At 66.1% G+C, this 18,505-nt stretch carries 12 protein-coding genes; 7 read left to right on the top strand and 5 right to left on the bottom strand.

Features of this window, described 5'->3' with window-relative positions; translation table 11 throughout:
• Window positions 1-318 precede the first annotated feature (318 nt).
• The 4 genes from G5C50_RS23915 to G5C50_RS23900 form a co-directional block, all read right to left on the bottom strand.
• Complete coding sequence (locus G5C50_RS23915) at window positions 319-2,571, bottom strand: glutamine amidotransferase (RefSeq protein WP_165073480.1); 2,253 nt, start codon at window positions 2,569-2,571, stop codon at window positions 319-321.
• A gap of 96 nt (window positions 2,572-2,667) precedes the next feature.
• Entirely contained in the window at window positions 2,668-4,884 is a 2,217-nt protein-coding gene (locus G5C50_RS23910) for a BatA domain-containing protein (protein ID WP_165073479.1), read from the bottom strand.
• Window positions 4,885-4,887: 3 nt separating this feature from the next.
• Window positions 4,888-5,787 carry a DUF58 domain-containing protein gene (locus G5C50_RS23905; protein WP_165073478.1) on the bottom strand — a complete coding sequence of 300 codons (900 nt, stop codon included), beginning with the start codon at window positions 5,785-5,787 and terminating at the stop codon, window positions 4,888-4,890.
• Between the two features lie 105 nt (window positions 5,788-5,892).
• Window positions 5,893-6,858 carry an AAA family ATPase gene (locus tag G5C50_RS23900; RefSeq protein ID WP_165073491.1) on the bottom strand — a complete coding sequence of 322 codons (966 nt, stop codon included), beginning with the start codon at window positions 6,856-6,858 and terminating at the stop codon, window positions 5,893-5,895.
• A 639-nt stretch (window positions 6,859-7,497) separates the two neighbouring features.
• Here G5C50_RS23900 and G5C50_RS23895 point away from each other — a divergent pair.
• From G5C50_RS23895 to G5C50_RS23865, 7 genes are all read left to right on the top strand, one after another.
• Window positions 7,498-8,574: a hypothetical protein gene (locus G5C50_RS23895; protein WP_165073477.1), complete on the top strand. Its 1,077-nt coding sequence runs from the start codon at window positions 7,498-7,500 to the stop codon at window positions 8,572-8,574.
• A 128-nt stretch (window positions 8,575-8,702) separates the two neighbouring features.
• The gene (locus G5C50_RS23890; RefSeq protein ID WP_165073476.1) at window positions 8,703-11,003 is read left to right on the top strand and encodes a DUF4159 domain-containing protein; all 2,301 of its coding nucleotides are present in this window, start codon (window positions 8,703-8,705) and stop codon (window positions 11,001-11,003) included.
• A 128-nt stretch (window positions 11,004-11,131) separates the two neighbouring features.
• Complete coding sequence (gene fabG, locus G5C50_RS23885) at window positions 11,132-11,911, top strand: 3-oxoacyl-[acyl-carrier-protein] reductase (protein ID WP_165073475.1); 780 nt, start codon at window positions 11,132-11,134, stop codon at window positions 11,909-11,911.
• Between the two features lie 456 nt (window positions 11,912-12,367).
• Entirely contained in the window at window positions 12,368-12,607 is a 240-nt protein-coding gene (gene acpP, locus G5C50_RS23880; protein WP_165073474.1) for an acyl carrier protein, read from the top strand.
• Window positions 12,608-12,711: 104 nt separating this feature from the next.
• Entirely contained in the window at window positions 12,712-13,965 is a 1,254-nt protein-coding gene (gene fabF, locus G5C50_RS23875) for a beta-ketoacyl-ACP synthase II (RefSeq protein WP_165073473.1), read from the top strand.
• 13 nt (window positions 13,966-13,978) lie between these two features.
• Entirely contained in the window at window positions 13,979-14,962 is a 984-nt protein-coding gene (locus G5C50_RS23870) for an NAD(P)H-quinone oxidoreductase (RefSeq protein WP_165073472.1), read from the top strand.
• A 282-nt stretch (window positions 14,963-15,244) separates the two neighbouring features.
• On the top strand, window positions 15,245-17,749 hold the full coding sequence (locus G5C50_RS23865) for a Calx-beta domain-containing protein (protein ID WP_165073471.1): 2,505 nt from the start codon (window positions 15,245-15,247) through the stop codon (window positions 17,747-17,749).
• Window positions 17,750-17,778: 29 nt separating this feature from the next.
• Here the strand turns inward: G5C50_RS23865 and G5C50_RS23860 are convergent, their stop codons facing one another.
• Entirely contained in the window at window positions 17,779-18,501 is a 723-nt protein-coding gene (locus tag G5C50_RS23860; protein ID WP_165073470.1) for an ABC transporter ATP-binding protein, read from the bottom strand.
• Window positions 18,502-18,505 lie beyond the last annotated feature (4 nt).

The following is an 18,505-nucleotide window of genomic DNA, read 5'->3' as shown; positions in this document are numbered from 1 at the left end:
AGAGCGGCCGGATGAGGGGGGATCGGCTCCGCGTTCGAGCGATGATGAAGCGAGCGTCCGACGGCGGTCATCCCCCTCATCTGACCGCTGCGCGGTCTGTCTTCCCCCGCGAGGGGGGAAGACCGTCATCCATCGCGGCACCTCCAAAAAGACGACGAACGAACCCGCCGCGATTCCGTTGAAACCGTCGATTGAACATGAAGTTACGGCGGGAACCGTTGCGGCGTCCGAGCGCAAGCGAACCCGCCGCAAAACGGCGGTCTGAGGCTGCGGGAAGGCTCTTTGACAATCCGGCGGATTTGCAGCAGGCGAGGGGACTTACACCCAGCCGTGGCGTTTGCGCAGCCACCATTCGAGGGTCAGGCAGAGGGCGAACAGCAACAGGAAGGGCCAGTTGTCCCAGACCCGGTGCTCGGTGGCGCTGACGTACTCGGTGAAGGTCGACCTGTCGAGGGCGCCCAGGTGCTTGGCGAGTTGCTCGGGGGGGATCGGCTCGCCGGCGGTGAGGTCGGCGATCTGGCGGGCGAGTTCGGGATCGGCGGCGGGGTTTTCCAGCTCGCGGTCCTCCTGGAAGACCAGGAAGCGGGCGGTGTCGCGGCCGATCTCCTGGCCGTTGCGCTTACCGATGACCGTCACCTTGTAGTCGCCCGGCTTGCCCCGCGCAGGGTACGTTCCCCGCGACTCGTCGCCGCGGGTGTAGACTTCTACCGCCTCGGCGGCCTGGGCCTCGGTCCCGGAGTCCGCGCCCTCGCGCTCGACCCTCGTCTCGTAGGTGACGCCGGTCAGAGGCGCGCCCTTGGCGTCGCGGCCGGTGACGGTCAGCTCGACCGACTGGCCCAGCGAGACGCGGCGGCGGTCGATCGAGAGCTTGATCTGGTCGGCCCCCTGGTTCTCCTTGTGGGACAACCAGAAGACGATCTGCCTCCAGAATTTGCGGTGCGCCGGACGGCCGGCCTCGGTGCGGGCCCAGACCCAGGTGTCGCCGGCGTAGGCGATGGAGCGGCCGCTGCCGACGTCCTGAGCGATCAGCATCGGCTCGCTGTCCACCCCATTGACCGTCCCCAGGATCTCGGCCCCCTTCTTGGGCTCGCCGAAGCGGTTGGCCCCCAGAAGCGGCGGCAGCGCCTCCCAGAGCCTCCTCGTGTTGTCTGGGTCGGAGCCGATCTGGAGCAGATAACTGTTGAGCCCCATCGCGCTGGGCTTGAACCGGACGCCGTCGGGGGGCTCGATCTGGCCGTCGCCGGGGTGAACCTCCACGGGGAGGACGTCGGCCACGGGGGTTCGTCCCCACCCCCCCGGACCGAAGCTGTGCCGACCGCCCAGCATGATCAGGCCCGTCCCCTTCTTGACCGAGTCGGCCAGCATCGCCTGCTGCTTGGGCGTGAGGAACTCGGCGGCCATGTCGCTCAGGACGTAGGCGTCGTAGCGGCCCGGGGTGAACTCCTCGTCGGCGATCCCGCCCTTATCCCCCACGGGAGGAGTCGGAATGACCATCCCCTTCACCTCGATGTCCGGCGAGGTGGCGATGGAGAGCATCAGGTACTTGAAATCCCAGGTGAAGCTCGGCCCCTGGAGAAACAGCACGTTCAGGCCGCCGCTGAGGACGGAGACGAACGTGCTGATCTCATTGTTCGTCGTGACCAGCTCCCCCTCGCGAGGGGCGACCTTGAGGGTCACCTTCTTGTCGCCGGGGGTCTGGGGGATGTAGTTCAGGCCCGTGATGGGGATCGTCTCGGCTCCGTCGGGGACCTTGACCTGGGTCTTGGCCACGGCCGTCGCCTGATCGTCGACGAACAGCTCAACCTCGACGGTCTGACCGCCGTATCCCCGTGCGGAGAGCCCGCCGCGGACCTCCAGCTTGTTCTTGACGAAGACGGTGGGCCCGGCGGTGATGTCGCGGACGGCCACGTCGCGGGAGTTCGCCCCCGCGCTCTGGGTGCCGAAGACGACCGTCGAGATCGGCGTCTGCTGGTCGCGGAACCGACGGGCGGCGACGAGCGGGTTGGTCCCGTTGTTCGAGCCGAAGTCCGAAAGGACGACCAGCCGGGCGATCCGCCGCCCTCCCTGCGACTGGCGTTTATCCACGTCCAGCAGGGCCGTGCCGATCTGGGTGTCTCGGCCCTCGGGGTCCGACAGGGGAGGGGCGTCGTCGGCCAGGTTCAACTCGCGGAGGTCGCTGTCGAAGCCGAAGGCCTTGACCTCCAGATCTCCCCCCAGCTTCTTCGCCGCGGCGACGCCCTCCCGAAGCGCCGCCTTCGCCGAGGCCCAGCGGGCTTCGTTGTTGGCCTCATCCTTCATCTTCATGCTGGAGCTGGTGTCGACCAGGAAGATGACCGAGGCCGCCTGCTGCTTCTTCTCCTGGAGGACGACCGACGGCCGGACGGCGGCCAGCAGGCAGAGCAAGACCGCGAACATCCGCAGCCCGATCGCGAACCACCGCCAGCGAGCCCCCGGGCCGCGGAGTTTCCGTGCGTAGGCCGCGATCGTCAGCGCGACGACGGCCGCCGAGGCGATGATCAGGTAAGGCCACGGAACGATCGGGTTGAGACTGACGCTGAATCCAGGGTCCATAACGTCCGAGAGACCTGCTGCGAGGGGGTCGAGAAAGGCTCGCGCTGGGACGATTGTCGCATCGTCGCCCACGCTCCGTCCAGGGCGGGCCGGCGGCTAGGCGGCGGCCTGGGCCGGGGCCGATGGCGGGACCGTCGTCGGGCCCCCCGCAGGCTCCTTGTAAAAGGTGTTCGCCAGGTAGTTTTCGACCGTAACCAGAATCAGGATGAGGAACATCAGCCAGGGGAAGATCTCATGGCCGACGCGGATCAGCTCCGTCACTTTCTTCAGGGACTTGTCGTCGCCGGCCAGGGCGTAGCCGTCCTTGCCGAAGACGGCGTCGAGGTCGGCGTTCTCCATGGCGGCGAACTGGCTCTCCGTCGCAGGTGGGTTGAGGCTGAAGCCGATCGTTCGTCGCTTCTCACCCGGGCCCACGGCCGTCACCGTCCACTGACCCAGGAACTGAGGGGCGACGATCTTCAGCGGCTCGCCGATCGGGGGAGGAGTGAGCCGCTCCGTCGACTTGCCGTCCGGCCCGGTGACCAGCACGTCCTGCGGCGGGGCGTCCGACCCCAGATTCAGCAGGACGTCCTCCCCCGCGTCGAAGATGAGCTGATCGCCCGTCGAACCGGCGAAGTAGGGGATCGTCTGGTTCATGACCCAGGGGAAGACCCAGCCCACGTTGGGAAACTCGTTCCAGGCAGACCGATCCGAGCGCTGGGCGCGACGGGCCAGGGGGGTCGTCCAGAGCAGGACCCGGCCGGTGCGAGCCCCCTTGAACGTCCGCTCCACCAGGGCCGGAGCGCCGTCGGCGAAGGGGAGCAGGACGCGTCCCGCCGGCTGGCCCTGGAGCTTCCAGTAGTGGTAGACGGGCATCGCGGCGAACTGGGCGTCGAACTCGTTGGTGTAGCGGCCGAAGAGCGGATGGGTCGCGTCGGCGACCTTGCCGAAGGTGATGCCCTCGCCGGGAGGCGAAGCGGGATCGGCGAGTTGTCCGGGGAGAATCTGAGAGGGGATCGGGCCGTTGTAGTTTGCCGGCTGGCAGCGGTCCCCCGCGCCGACGACCAGGCCGCCCCCCTCGTGGACGTAGGCGTTGAGAAGACCCCAGCCGGAGTCGTCGAGCTTCTGGACGTTGAGGAGGAAGACGGCGGCGTAGGTTTTCAGCGAGTCGCGGAAGCGGGCCGCCAGGTCGGTGGGCCGGATCGTCTCCAACTGAAAGCCGCCGGTCGCACCCGGAGTCGGCTCGGGGTTCAGGGCCGAGGCCACGTAGACGGCGTCGTCGTTCAGGTCGGAGATCAGCAGGACCTTCAGCGGCGGGCGGGTCTCGAAGGTGAGGAACCGGGCGTCGTCGAAGGCCATCGGGTCGGGGGCGCCGGTGAGGCGGATCTCGCCACGGTGGGCTTCGCCTTCCTTGAGTCTCGGCGGGGTGAGGAACCGGACCTCGGTCTGGCCGTTGGGGGGGATCTCAACCGACTTCTGGTCCTTCTTCACGCCGTCGAGGTAGAACTCGGCGAGGCGCTGGGCGGGCTTGGCGCCGTGCGATCGGATCAAGGCGCGGATCTCCACCGGCTCACCCTGGGGGGCGGCCTCGGAGGTCAGGGCGGCCTCATCGATCGAGACGTTCTCCCGCTCCTCGGTGCCCACGCGGAGGACGACGGTCGCGATCTTGCTTCCCGAGGCCGCGGCCTTCTCGACCTTCTCGCGGCCCTCGGCGGGCTGGGAGACGTTCCAGGCGTTCTTGGTCAGGTCGCTCAGAACGTAGACCTCGCGCCGGGGGCGGTCGCAGTCGGCTACGGCCGAATACACCTGGCCCATCGCCATGTTCAGCGGGCGGTTGACCGGGCGGATCGTGCGGTCGTCGATCTTCTGCCGAGCCGCGGACGGCGAGAGCCCCACGGGGATGCCGGGATCGGCCGAGTCAGCCACGAAGACGAGGCTGGTGTCGGGAAGTCGAGCGACGATCTCACGGGCCCGCTCCTTGGCCAGGTCGAGCAGCGTCTTGTCGTTCTGCTTGTAGCCCATCGAGAGGCTGGTGTCGAAGACCAGGCCGAGGGCCGTGGGCACCGAGTCGTCGCCGAGAGGCGTCTCCGAGTGGAGCCGAGGCCGGGCGAGCGCCAGGGCCATCAGGGCGAGCAGCAGCATGCGGGCGGCCAGCAGCAGCCAGTTCTTGATCTTCATCTTCTTCTTCGACCGCTTCTGGCGCTCGCGGATGAGCCGAAGGGCGGGGAAGACGACGTGCTTGGGGGTCGGCCGCATGAACAGGTGGAGGATCACCGGCAGGGCGGCCAGGGCGGCGCCGGCGGCGAGTCCCGCGTGCATCAGCGAGAATTCCATGGCTCAGCCTCGCGCCTGGCGGGACAGCAGGTAGGACATCAACGCCTTGTCGAACGGCATCCCCGTGTGGAGCGGGACGTAGTCGATCCGGGCCCGCACGCAGTCGTCCTTGTAGGACGACCGGAACTCCTCGACCTCCTCCAGGTAGTCGGCCTTGATCGCGTCGGCGTCGACCTCGATCAGCTCGCCGGTTTCGTTGTCCTCCAGGCGGACCATCCCCTCGAAGGGGAACATGGCCTCGGCCTCGTCGAGGATGTGGAAGAGGATCACGTCATGGCCGGAGAACCGCAGGCGGTACAGCCCCTTGCGGATCGGCTCGGGATCGGCGAGCAGGTCGCTGAAGATCATGACCAGGCTTTTATGCCGCATCATCCCGGCGACCTGGTGCAGGCTGGCGGCGAAGTCGGCCACGCCCTCGGGCTTGAGTTGGGCCAGGACCGAGAGGATGTTGGCCAACTGCGTCCGACGACTCGCCGGGGCGAGGCTTCGTCTGACCTTGTCGTTGAAGGCGATGAGGCCGACGGGGTCTTGCTGATGGATCATCAGGTAGCCGAGGGCGGCGGCCAGGCTGATGCCGTAGTCGAACTTGGTCAGCTCCTGGCGGTGGGTGTAGCCCATCGACGCCGAGAGGTCCATCACGAGGTAGCCGGTGAGGTTGGTCTCGGCCTGGAACTTCTTGGTGTAGAAGCGGTCGGTCTTGGCGAAAACGTTCCAGTCGATGTCGGCGATGTTGTCGCCGGGGGTGTACTTGCGGTGCTCGGAGAACTCGACCGAGAACCCCTGGAACGGGCTGGCGTGGAGCCCGGAGATGAAGCCCTCGACGATGAACTTGGCGCGCAGGTCGAGCCGCGAGACCTGGCGGATCACCTCGGGCTTCAAGTACTTCTCGGCGTTACCCATCATGGCTCCGGAAGTGCGCGGGGCGTCGCGACCGCTTCGCCGTCGGCGTGCGGACGGTTGCTTCCATCCTACGTCGCCCGAGTCCGGAAAGCCCGGACAGCCAGCGAATCAGGCGCCTTTTCGCTCGTATTTGGGCGTGTCAGGTTCGCGGACCTCGGCGACGAGGCGCTTGATGATGGACTCTGTCGTCTGGCCCTCGGCCTGGGCCTGGAAGTTGACGCTGATGCGGTGGCGAAGGACGGGGATCGCCACCTTGCGGACGTCGTCCAGCGAGACGCTGTAGCGGCCGTCCATCGCGGCCATCGCCTTCCCGGCCAGGATCAGGTTCTGGCCGGCTCGAGGCCCCGCGCCGTAGTCGACCAGCTCCTTGATGAACTGGGGGGCGCGTTCATCGGCCGGGCGAGTGGCGCGGACCAGGCGAGCCACGTAATCCACGGTGTACTCGGACGCCGGCACCGAGGTCACCAGCCGCTGGAGGTTTACGATCGCCTTGGCGGAGAGGATCTTCTTCAGCTCGGGCGTCTCCCCCTTGGTCGTTCCGGAGAGGATCTTCTTCTCCTCGTCCAGCGAGGGGTAGCCGACTCGAACGTCGAACATGAAGCGGTCGAGCTGGGCTTCGGGGAGCGGGTAGGTCCCTTCCTGCTCGATCGGGTTCTGGGTGGCGATGACGAAGAACGGGTCGGGGAGCTTGAGCGTCTCCTGGCCGACCGTCACCTCGCGTTCCTGCATGGCCTGCAGGAGCGCCGCCTGGGTCTTGGGCGGGGTGCGGTTGATCTCGTCCGCCAGGATGATGTTCGAGAAGAGAGGGCCGGGGACGAACCGGAACTCGCGACGGCCCGACTCCGGCTCCTCCAGAACGTTGGTGCCGGTGATGTCCGAGGGCATCAGGTCGGGAGTGAACTGAATCCGCTTGAAGCCGACGTCCAGGATGCGGGCGATCGAGGCGACCATCAGCGTTTTCGCCAGGCCGGGGACGCCGACGAGCAGGACGTGCCCGCGCGTGAAGATGGCCGCCAGGATCAGCTCGACGACGTCGTGCTGGCCGATGATGACCTTGCTCAACTCGGCTGCCATGACGTCCCGCGAGTGGCGGAACTCGTCGAGAAGCTGCGTGATCCGGTCGGTCGCGTTGGACATCCGGTGATCCGTCCCCTAGGAGTTGAGAAGGGGGGCAAGCTTGATGCGCCGGGGCCGCCCGACGCGACGGTTCGCCATTGTAGGGCCTTGCGAATCCGGGTTTCAAGCGACCCAGGCTCCCACTTGGACTCCGAGCACGCCGATCGCCCGATATTCCGGCGGCCCGCCTGTTTCCTCGACGAAGAATCGCCGCCGCCGAGTCGGAGTCAATCCATACTCTGGTTTTTCTCGGTTTTTGCAAGTCCTTTTGTCTATTGTATTTGCACAGCGATGTTTCGCCTGGATGAGGTTTCGGACCGTGCCTCGGCTTCCGAATTGCGTAGAATTCCCGCCAAGGAGCGAGGTTGGGATGATCCAACCCGCATAACCCGCCCTCTCATCCCCCCCGCCGCCTTCCGTCCGCGGACCTCCCCACTCGCGGACAGGGGCGAACGACAAGCGACGCGGTCGGGACGATTCCTTTCGTCCTGCTGCACGCCTCCTCCAAGGTCAAAGATTCCCTCGCGGCTCGGATCGTAACGACGCCGAACGCTCCGTCGCACAGCCGCGAAAACGAAAGATTTAGGACTACGCGGAATGTTCACCAGTCTCCATACGATGGCCCGATTTGCGGTGCTTACGTTCGCGGGTCTCTCGCTTCTCGCACTGACGATGGCGCAGTTGCAGCCCCAGACGTCGGTGTCCGCGACGCGGGAGAATCCCTGGGAGACCCTTACGGTCGACGCCGGCGAGGGTCGCGGTGAGATTCATCTGGTCGACCGGGTGTCTGGGGAGACGAAGGTCGTCATGCCGCCTGCCGCGGAGCGTTGGGACTTTCTGGCGGCCTCGCCGTTGAGGGCGGACGACGATTCGATGGAGGTCGTGGGGCGTTACGCATCGCCGGTCAACGATGAAGCGAATTCGCCTTTCGGCGGCACGGTGGGGATCGTCCGAGTTCGGTTGCCCAAGTGCGAGGTTCTGGAGCGGCTTGAGATGGACGTGATGCCGACCGGCCGTCCCGCGTGGGATCCAACCGGCTCCGGGCATGTGGTCTTTCCCGGCGCCACCGGTCGACTGTACTCGTACCGGTTCTCGAATGAGGGTTCGTCGACCTCGTCCTCGATCGCGCCTGTGGAGTGGCGGTGCGATCCGCCGGGCGGGAAGGACCCGTTCATCGTCGACCCCGTTTGGCCGCGAAACCCTCATTTCCGCAACCTGGTGATTGTGTCGCTCGCTCCGGCGAAGAAGCTGGGAGAACGCGGTCCGGACCTGCCGTTGACCCCGTGGTGGCTGGAGTTGGATCAGGACTGTGATGCGATCGTCGCTGCTGGGCCGCTGTTCGATAAGGACGACCCGCTGATGACGACGCCCAAGATGCAGGTGCGATACTCGAACGTGGTGGACCGCGACGGCCGATTGGAGCTGATCTACCTCCGACACAACCCCGGCCAACTCTCCGGTTCGGTCTGCACGGCTGAGTTGGAACTCGGCGAGGGACTGAACCGTGTCCACGTTCGACCCGGCTCGGCCGGCCCGGTGAGCGACTGTCCGATCACCATCGGAGCCATGCTGCCGACGATCGATGCGCGAATCGCCTTCACCGTCCCGTCTCTGGGGCGTCAGACTGTGACGGTCGCTCTCCACCGCCGGCCCAGTGACGAGGTGACCCAGTAAGCCTTCGCCGTGAGGGGGACGCTCGGCCGCCGTGGCTTCCGGATTGACGACCTTGCCAGGCGACGGATAATGACAGCTGTCGGGGACGCGCGGGCTGGTCCCTGGCCATCGCCGATATGGGGGCTGTCATGATGCGGAAATTCCGGCGGCTGATCGTGGCTCTCTTCGGCCTCTCAGCCGTCCTCGGGGTCGGCGGCCGGGCTTTCGGAGCGGTCACCCACGAGCAGGTGGAGCAGGCGATCCGCGACGCGGTCCGCTACCTCAAGAAGGAGCAGAACCGGGACACCGGCGGCTGGAAGGATTTCAACGCCGGCGGCCAGTGGAAGACTGGCACCACCAGTCTGGCCACACTGGCTCTGCTGACGGCCGGCGAGCCGCCCGATTCGCCCACCATCCGGGCCTCGCTCGACTACCTCAGACGCTGGGGGCCCGATCAGCTCGACTGCACTTACACCGTCTCCCTCCAGACGATGGTGTACGCGGCGGCCGACCCCAAGAACGACTTCAACCGGATCGTCGCCAACGTCCAGTGGCTCGAACGCGCCCAGATCAAACCGGCTGATGGGATTCCCTGGCCCGGCGCCTGGACCTATGACCTGTCGAAGACGAACCGCCAGTCGGACAACTCCAACACGCAGTACGCCCTGCTCGGCCTGCACACTGCCTCTGAGGTCGGCATACAGGTCAAGCCCGAGGTCTGGAAGCTGGCGCGTGAGTATTGGGAGTCCGCCCAGCGGATCGACGGCGGCTGGGGCTACCACCACAAAGAGGCAGACGGCGTCTCCACGGCGAGCATGACGGCCGCCGGCATCTCCAGCCTGGTCATCACGGGCCTCCGGCGGTTTCAGGGAGCCGAGGAGATCCACGGCGACGCCATCCAGAACTGCGGCAAGGGCAACCTCAACATCAACCTCAAGCGAGGCATCGATTGGATGTCCTCGCGGTTTCAGATCGGCCAGAATTTCCCCCAGGGCCAGTACTGGCGGCTCTATTACCTGTACGGTCTCGAGCGGGCCGGCCGTCTGGGGGGCGTTCGGTTCTTCGGCGAGCACGATTGGTATCGCGAGGGTGCCGAGGCCCTCGTTCACGAGCAGGATCGGCTCGGCGGCTTCTGGCGGGAGTCCAGCGCCGACAACAATCCGCTGATTTCCACGAGCTTCGCTCTGCTCTTTTTGGCGAAAGGTCGTTCGCCGGTCCTGGTCAACAAGCTCCGTCACGGCCCTCGGAACGACTGGGACAACGACGCCGACGACATCCGAAACCTCGTCAATCTGGTCTCCCAGGACTGGAAGCATCTGCTGACCTGGCAGGTCGTCGACCCCAACACGGCGAGCGTCGAGGACCTGATGCAGGCCCCGATCGTCTTCATCAACGGCCACTTCGAGCCCGAGTTCTCCAAGGTCTCCATCGACAACCTTCGCAAGTACGTCGATCAGGGGGGCTTCATTCTGGCGGACGCCTGCTGCGGCCGTCCTGAGTTCGATTCCGGGTTCAAGAAACTGATGGAGCAGGTCTTCCCGGAGGAGGCCTACAAGCTGAAGCCGCTCTCCGGAGATCATCCTGTTTGGCGGGCCAAACATCTGCTCTCTCCCGACGCTTACCCGTTGTGGGGGATTGAGCATGGCTGTCGGACGGTCGTGATCTACTCGCCCAAGGATCTCTCCTGCTACTGGAACCAGATGGAGCGGGACCCGAAGTCGACCGCCCTGGCGACCCGCGTCGGCCAGAACATCATCGACTACGCCACCGGCCGCGAGATGCCCGCCGACAAGCTGGTCATCCGTCAGGTCAACAATTTCAAGGAAGACCGACCCGCCAGGAACTCGCTGCGGATCGCCAAGCTCCAGCACGGCGGCGACTGGAACATCGCCCCTCTGGCCGTCCCCAACCTGATGGAAGCTCTGCGCAAGCCGCCGCTGGGCTTTGACGTGGCCGTCTCGCAGAAGGATCTGCTCCCGACCGACAAGAACCTGATCTACTACCCGTTGATCTACTTCCACGGCCGCGCCGCGGCCTCGTTCACAGCCGAGGACATGGAAGCCCTGCGCAAGCACGTCGACCCCGGCGGCGGGACGATCTTCGCCGACGCCGCCTGCGGCAGCCCCGGGTTCGACGCCGCCTTCCGCCGGTTCGCCGCTGAGTTGTTCCCCAACAATCAGCTCGTTCCGATCCCCAAGGACGACGAGTTGTTCTCCAACAAGGTCTTCTTCGACCTGAAGGACTCGCAGTACACCAAGGCGGCTGGGGGCGGCAAGGATTACCCCCAGTTGGAGGGGGTCAAGATCAACGGCCACTGGTCGATCATCTACTCGAAACTCGACATCGGCTGCGCCCTGGAACGCCATTCGGGGCTGGACTGCAAGGGCTACACCTACGAGAGCGCGCTCCGGATCGCCGCCAACGTGGTGATCTACGCCACGCTCCCCTGAGCGACGATTGGGGTTGAAGCGATTCTCTGGGCGCGACTATAACCGCGATTCGGTCCCGCGCTCGGTGAAGCGTGGGCGACTGCGCTTTTGAAGGCGCAAACTCCTCTAAACAGTAGGAATAGAGCGTTATGGCCGAAGCATCGGGCTCGCCCGCGACGGGCTGTCTCGTGGACCTGAAGGGGCAGACGGCCCTGGTGACGGGAGCCTCCCGAGGGATCGGCCGCGCCATTGCCGTGAAGCTTGCGGCCTGCGGGGCGAAGGTGGTCGGCGTCGCTCGGACGTTGGAAGGGCTGCAGGGGACGGCCGATGCGATCAAGGCCGCCGGCGGCGAGTTCGAGGGCTTCGCGGCCGACGTGGCGAAGGCCGAGGACGTCAAGCGCGTCGTCGACGAAGTCGAGGCGAAATATCAGAAGATTCACGTCCTGGTGAACAATGCGGGCGTAACCCGCGACGGCCTGATGCTCCGGATGGAGGACGAGGCCTGGGACGACGTGATCGACGTCAACCTGAAGGGGACGTTTCTGTGGTGCCGGGCCGTCGGGGCGGTGATGATGCGCGGCCGATACGGCCGGATCATCAACATCAGCAGCGTGTCCGGCATCCGGGGGAACCCGGGCCAGGCGAACTACTCGGCGAGCAAGGCCGGGGTGATCGGCCTGACCCAGACGATCGCCCGGGAGTTGGCCTCGCGCGGGATCACGGTCAACGTGGTCGCCCCCGGCTTCATCACGACCGACATGACCGACGTTCTGCCGGACAAGATCAAGGCCGAGGTCAAGGAACGAATCCCGCTCAAGCGGCTGGGAGCGCCCGAGGACATCGCCGAGATGGTGGCGTTTTTCGCCTCGCCGGCGTCCAGCTACGTGACGGGTCAGGTGATCGCCGTCGACGGCGGCATGACCGTCTGACCCCCCTGGCAAGAATTCGCTCCAGAATCCGTGGCCGAGAGCCGATCCGGTTGGTTAGCCTGGTAGGGGTCGTGCGGCCGGCGCGGGATCCCGCGATCACGCGGTCGGTCGGATGGACAAGGCCCCCTCGCCATGCTATTTTGACTCGATCGATCGACGGATCTGGAGCGCGGCCGTTGCGCTCCGCCCCGACGGCGGAGCGGCCCGTGCGAACCGACCCAGGGAGGAACCGCTTGCCGTCCTCGACGGCTGACTCCGCCGGATGGGGCCTTGACCCGATTGCCGGCGGAACCGGAACCGATCCCGCCCACCCGCCCCGAATTCGGGGCCGCGGGAGATCCCGCGATCGTACCCCTTAACCCTGAACCCCTGCGTCACCCATGGCTTGCGCCCCGGCTCGGGCGATGGTCGAGCAGGCTCGAATACTCGAATCGTCCCCAACCAGGAGGTCCGCCCGTGTCCGTGGAAGAGCGCGTGATCGAGATCGTCAGCGAGCAGATGGGCGTGTCGAAGGAACAGGTCAGCAAGGAGACGTCGTTCGTCAACGACCTCGGCGCCGACTCGCTCGACACCGTCGAGCTCGTCATGGAGTTCGAGGAAGAGTTCGACATCACCATCCCCGATGACGAGGCCGAGAAGATCCAGACGGTCGGCCAGGCCATCGACTACATCGAGCAGCACGCGCACGCCAAGTGACCTCAGGCCGCGGCCCGCGCGACGACCCGAACGCGCGGTCCGAGGTCCCGCCCGACCTGATTCGACCCCGGTTCCCCCGGGCATTCCGCGAAGCGAGACGATCAATGGGAGAGACGCGACGCGTCGTCATCACCGGCATGGGGGTGGTCACGTCGCTGGGTGAGACTCTGGACTCGTTCTGGGAGGCGCTCTGCGCCGGACGGAGCGGCGTCGGACCGATCACCCTGTTCGACACCACGGAGTTCAAGGTCCATTTCGGCGGCCAGGTCCGCGACTGGGACGGCCCGGCGCGGTTCGGCGTGAAGGAAGCGAGGCACCTCGACCGCTTCGCTCAGTTCGCGCTGGCGGCTTCCGAATCGGCTGTGGCCGACTCCGGAATCGACTTTTCCAAGCTCCCGCCCGAAAACTGCGGCGTGCTGATCGGCTCCGGCATCGGCGGCCTCAATGAGTTCGAGGCCCAGCACACCGTCATGATGCAGAAGGGGCCCTCGCGGATCAGCCCCTTCACCATCCCCAAGCTGATGGTCAACGCCGGCAGCGGCCAGGTCTCCATCCGCTGGGGACTTCGCGGGCCGATCTCGGCCATCGCCACCGCCTGCGCGTCCGCCTCCAACGCCATCGGCGACGCCACGAACCTGATCCGGTGCGGTGACGCCGACGTGATGATCACCGGCGGCAGCGAGACCGCCATCACTCACATGGGCCTGGGCGGATTCGCCTCGATGCGCGCCCTCTCGGTGCGCAACGACGACCCCCAGCGAGCCAGCCGCCCCTTCGACAAGGACCGCGACGGCTTCGTCATCGGCGAGGGCGCCGGCGTCCTGATCCTGGAAGCCGAGGAGATCGCCAGGGCCCGCGGCGCTCGGATCTACGCCGAGGTGCTGGGCTACGGCACCGCCGGCGACGGCTACCACATCACGGCTCCCGACGAACAGGGCCGCGGCGCCGCCCGCGCCATGAAGCGCTGCCTGGCCGACGCCCGCATCCCCCTCGACGCGGTTGACTACATCAACGCCCACGGCACCAGCACCCCGCTGGGCGACCTGGCCGAGACCGTCGCCATGAAGACGGTTTTCGGCCCCCACGCCGAGCGGCTCCAGATCTCCAGCACCAAGAGCCAACTCGGCCACCTGCTGGGAGCCTCGGGAGGCGTCGAGCTGATCGCCTCCACCCTGGCGATCGCTCGCGGCGTTCTCCCCCCCACCATCAACCTCGACGAGCCCGGCGAGGGCTGCGACCTGGACTACATCCCCAACGTCGCCCGCGAGGCCAAGGTGGACCATGTGATGTCCAACAGCTTCGGCTTCGGCGGCCACAACGCCAGCCTGCTCATCGGCCGCTACCAGCCGTCGAAGTAAAGAGGGCACGGCCATGAAAGCCGTCGTCATCAAGGGGAAGGGGGGGCCGGAGGTCCTGGAGATCGCCGACGTCCCCCGTCCCGAGCCTCGCGGCGAGTCCGTCCTCGTCCGCGTCCACGCCGCGGCGCTCAATCGGGCGGACCTTCTCCAGGCGCGAGGCGTCTATCCAGCGCCTCCCGGCGTTCCCGCCGACATCCCCGGCCTGGAGTTCGCCGGAGTCGTCGAGGCCCTTGGTCCTGACGTTCATGAGCCGATTCAGGTCGGCGACCGAGTCTTTGGCATCGTGGCCGGCGGGGCTCAGGCTGAGTACCTGACGACCCACCCTCGGACGCTCGCGAAGATCCCCGACGCCCTCGATTTCGAGGCCGCCGGCGCGGTCCCCGAAGCGTTCATGACGGCCCACGACGCCCTGACGACCCTGGGCGGCCTCGCCTCCGGCGAGAGCGTGCTCATCCACGCGGCAGGCAGCGGCGTTGGCACCGCCGCCGTCCAGATCGCCCACGCGATGGGCTGCACCGTCCTGGGAACCTCCCGAACGGCCGACAAGCTCGACCGGGCGAAGGATCTGGGCCTAGATGTCCCCATCGTCAACCCCTCCGGCGAGTTCGCCGAGGCCGTCCTGAAGGCCACCCACGGCGCGGGCGTCGCCGTGATCCTGGACCTCCTGGGTGCGAAGGCGCTGGGCGAGAACCTCAAGGCGATCGCCAAACGGGGCCGGATCGTCGAGGTTGGCCTGCTCACCGGCGCTAAGGGGGAGATCGACCTCAACGCGCTGCTGGCTCGCCGGGCCACGATCATCGGCACCACCCTCCGCGCCCGACCGCTGGAGGAGAAAATCGAGGCCGCGCGCAAGTTCGCCGCTCAGGTCGTCCCGTGGCTCGAACGCGGCCTGGTGAAGCCGGTGCTTGATTCAACCTTCCCCCTCGAAGACGTTCGCAAGGCCCACGAGCGAGTGGCGTCGAACGAGGTCTTCGGCAAGGTCGTTCTCCGAGTCTGATGCCCCACCTTCTCGACTGACTCGTCGGCGGAACATCGATGGCTTTCCTGAATCCATCGCAAGCCCAATTAAAGCCACGCACTCATTGCCGCATTCGCGCGGGGCATGTAGTTTAAACATGGCTGCGCATCGATGATCGCTGCGTTGAGTCGACGGACGCCTCACGAACCTCCGCCCACCCCCCCCTCCGACATCGGTGAGTTGCCCCGAGTCAATGTCCCGGGTTCGACGACGCTGGCCTTCGCCCTTGCGTCGCGACCCTGGCGATTGGAGGGCACAACCATGTGGCGGTTACACTCGCGCGGCGTTGGCCGACGCACGACGCGCCTTCGTATCGAAGACGTCGAGCTCGAACGACGCCAACTCCTCGCCGCCTACTACACGCCGAGCGCCTCGCCTTTCCGCGTGAATCAGGTGGTCGACTTCGATCAGGGGAAATCAACCTCGGCCGTGTCGCCCAACGGGGTCACGACGATCGTCTGGCTCGACGGGGGACAGGATGGGTCCGGGACGGGGATCTACGCCCGCCGGATCGGTCCCAACGGAACGCCGATCGGCAACCAGTTTCGCGTCAACACCCGGACCGCCGGCGACCAGAATGCACCGGCGATCGGCTCGGACGCCCAGGGCAACCTCGTCGTGATCTGGCGAGAGGAACAGCAGTTCCCGGGGCTAGATCCGTTCTACATCCAACGATACGACGCCTCGGGAAACGCGATCGGGGGCAACGTCTCGTTGGGAGTTCTCGATGTCGTCGCGGATCAGCCCTTCGGTTTCCAGGTGCTGTCGGACGGCGGTTTCGTCGTGTTGGCCAACAACGTCTACGACCTCTCGGGCGTCCCGCATCACGCGCTGTTGCACTTCGACGCCGCCAACTCCCTGACGGCGGAGATCGATCTGGGGGCGTTGGTTTCGGATGGGTGGCAATTCAGCTCGTACTATACAACGCCCGCGATTTCGACATCGGGTGACGATCTGGTGCTGGCCTGGACGGAGGAACGATGGCACCTGACCTCTCAACAGGAATGGCATATCGACGGACAGGCATGGATGAGACGGATCGATCTCTCGGGTCAGTCGGTAGGGGACGATGTCTTGATTGGATCGGTCATCGATTCGAGCGATCAGATCCGGGCGACCCAATTCGGCTCGCAATTGACGGCTCTGTCGGACGGTGGATTTCTTCTGACCTGGAACGAGCAGGCCGGATCGATCCTTGCCAGGATGGGTCGCCGATACAATGCGTCGGGTGAAGCCGTGGGCCCGGACCTGGACCTCGGCTCGGGCGTGGCGTCGGCCCAGGCGACTTCCGACGGCGGTATGCTGGTCGTGACCGTTCAGGCCGTCGCGTTCGGCGACGACGTCGCCTCGTACCGGCTGTTCGACGCATCCGGAACGCAGGTCCGCGGGCCGGTCGTCATGACCGACGCCACTGCCTATTACATGGACGACCCCGCGCTGACGTTGACGCCCGAGGGAGGGTTCCTCTTCTCCTGGAGTGGACGCCAGGATCTTGCGATGTCGGAGGAGATCTTCGCCCAGGCCTTTGGGCAGGCGGCGGTCATCGGCTTCACGTCGGACTACGCCGATGTTAACGAGGGAGACGGCCTGGCGAAGCTTGTCGTGACCCGTCAGGGCGATCTCTCGCACACCGCGAGCGTCCAGTACGCCACCAGCGATGAGAGTTATGGCGTTACGGCCAGGGCCGGGTTGGACTACAAGCCCATCTCGGGCGTCTTGACGTTTGCCCCGGGGCAGGCCTCCGCGGTCATCACGATACCAATTGTGCTGGATAGTCTGACCGAGCCGACCGAGTCGTTTTTCGTGGCCCTCTGGAACGCTGCTGGGGCTGTCCTCAGCGATCCAGCGGTCGAACACGTTCACATCCTCGACGATCCGTCCGGCACGAACGTCACAAGGCTGCAGTCCCTCTATCTCGACAGGGGAGACCAGGGCCTGTGGGGTTGGACCCCGGATCAGGGGCTGGTTCAGCTCAATCACTGGAAGCCAGAGAAAACCGTAACTTCGAACTCCGGCCGCATCTTCGTCGATTTCGGCGGCCGCGGCCTCTGGACGTGGGCCGGTGGGACCGGTGGGTATACTCTGGTGAGCGCCGCGAACCCTGAGAATCTCCTCGCCGCCCCTGATGGCTCGCTTTATATCGACTTCGGTCGATTCGGCCTGTGGCGATGGAATTCCGGGAGTCTCCAACTGATCAACGCCGCCGATCCGGAGGGCTTTGCGGCGACAGCCGACGGAACGCTCTACATCGACTTTGGTCGATTCGGTTTGTGGCGTCGAGATGGAGCCGGGCTCGTCCGAATCAATGCGGCCGATCCCGAGGGGCTGGCTGCGACTCCCGACGGCGTGCTGTACGTCGACTTCGGCCGTTTCGGTTTCTGGCGACGGGATGGAAGCGGCCTGCGGCTGGTCAATGCCGCGAACCCCGAGTCGATCCTCGCCGCTGCCGACGGTTCGGCGTTCGTCGATTTCGGTCGGTTCGGCCTGTGGCGATGGATGAACGGCTTCGCTCAAATCAACGGTGCCGATCCGCAGTCGATGGCCTTCGCCGGTGGATCGCTCTACGCCGACTTCGGAACGTTCGGTCTATGGAGTTGGAAGGGGGGCGCGATGAACAAGATCAGCGCCGCCGATGCCGAGCAGATCTTGGGAGCACGAGATGGATCGCTCTATCTCGATCTCGGCGTCTCTGGCGTTTGGCGCCGGCGACTTGACGGGACGCTGGAATTGATCGCGGCGGTCGATCCCAAACAGCTCATCGCCTGAGCGTGCACGTCTCGGTGGCTCGTGCAATTCTAGGGCGTGGGATGCGACGCCGCCCCCACGCCCGAAGCCAGCCCCTGAACTTCATCGACGTCGTCGGCGAGGACGCCGTCCTGGATCTCCAGGACGAGGTCGGCCGGGGTGATGAAGCGACGGTCGTGGGTGACGACGACCAGGGTGGTCTGCAACGATTCCTGGAGGGCGCGGAGGATCCGGTAGATCTCGTCGCCGGTCCTGCTGTCGAGTTCGCCGGTGGGCTCGTCGGCGAGGACGAGGATCGGGTCTTTCACCAGCGCCCGGGCGATGGCCACGCGTTGCTGCTCGCCGCCGGAGAGTTGGTAAGGGCGGTGGTCCAGGCGGTCGCCCAGGCCGACGCGGGTCAGCAGGTCGACGGCTTTCGCTCGCTGCTCAGGCGTGACGCCGCGAGGCATGAACGGGATCAGGACGTTCTCGATCGCCGAGAGGTTGCTGATCAGGTTGAACGACTGGAAGATGAAGCCGACCTTCTCGCGGCGGTAGTCGTTCTGCTCGGGTTCGGACATCGTCGTCAGGTCGCTCCCCTCGACGACGATGCTCCCCTTGGTCGGCCTGTCGACGGCGCCCAGGGTGTAGAGCAGGGTGCTCTTGCCTGAGCCGCTGGGGCCGACGATGAACGCGAAGCGGCCCTTCTCGATATGGCAGGACACGCCGCGGAGCGCGTCCACAGTCCGCGTCCCGCTCTTGTACGACTTCCAGACGTCCACCACGTCGATCATCAGG

The sequence above is a fragment of the Paludisphaera rhizosphaerae genome (assembly GCF_011065895.1).
GTDB lineage: Bacteria > Planctomycetota > Planctomycetia > Isosphaerales > Isosphaeraceae > Paludisphaera > Paludisphaera rhizosphaerae.
Note: the sequence above shows the minus strand (reverse complement) of the source record. Positions and strands in the feature narration are given on the sequence as shown.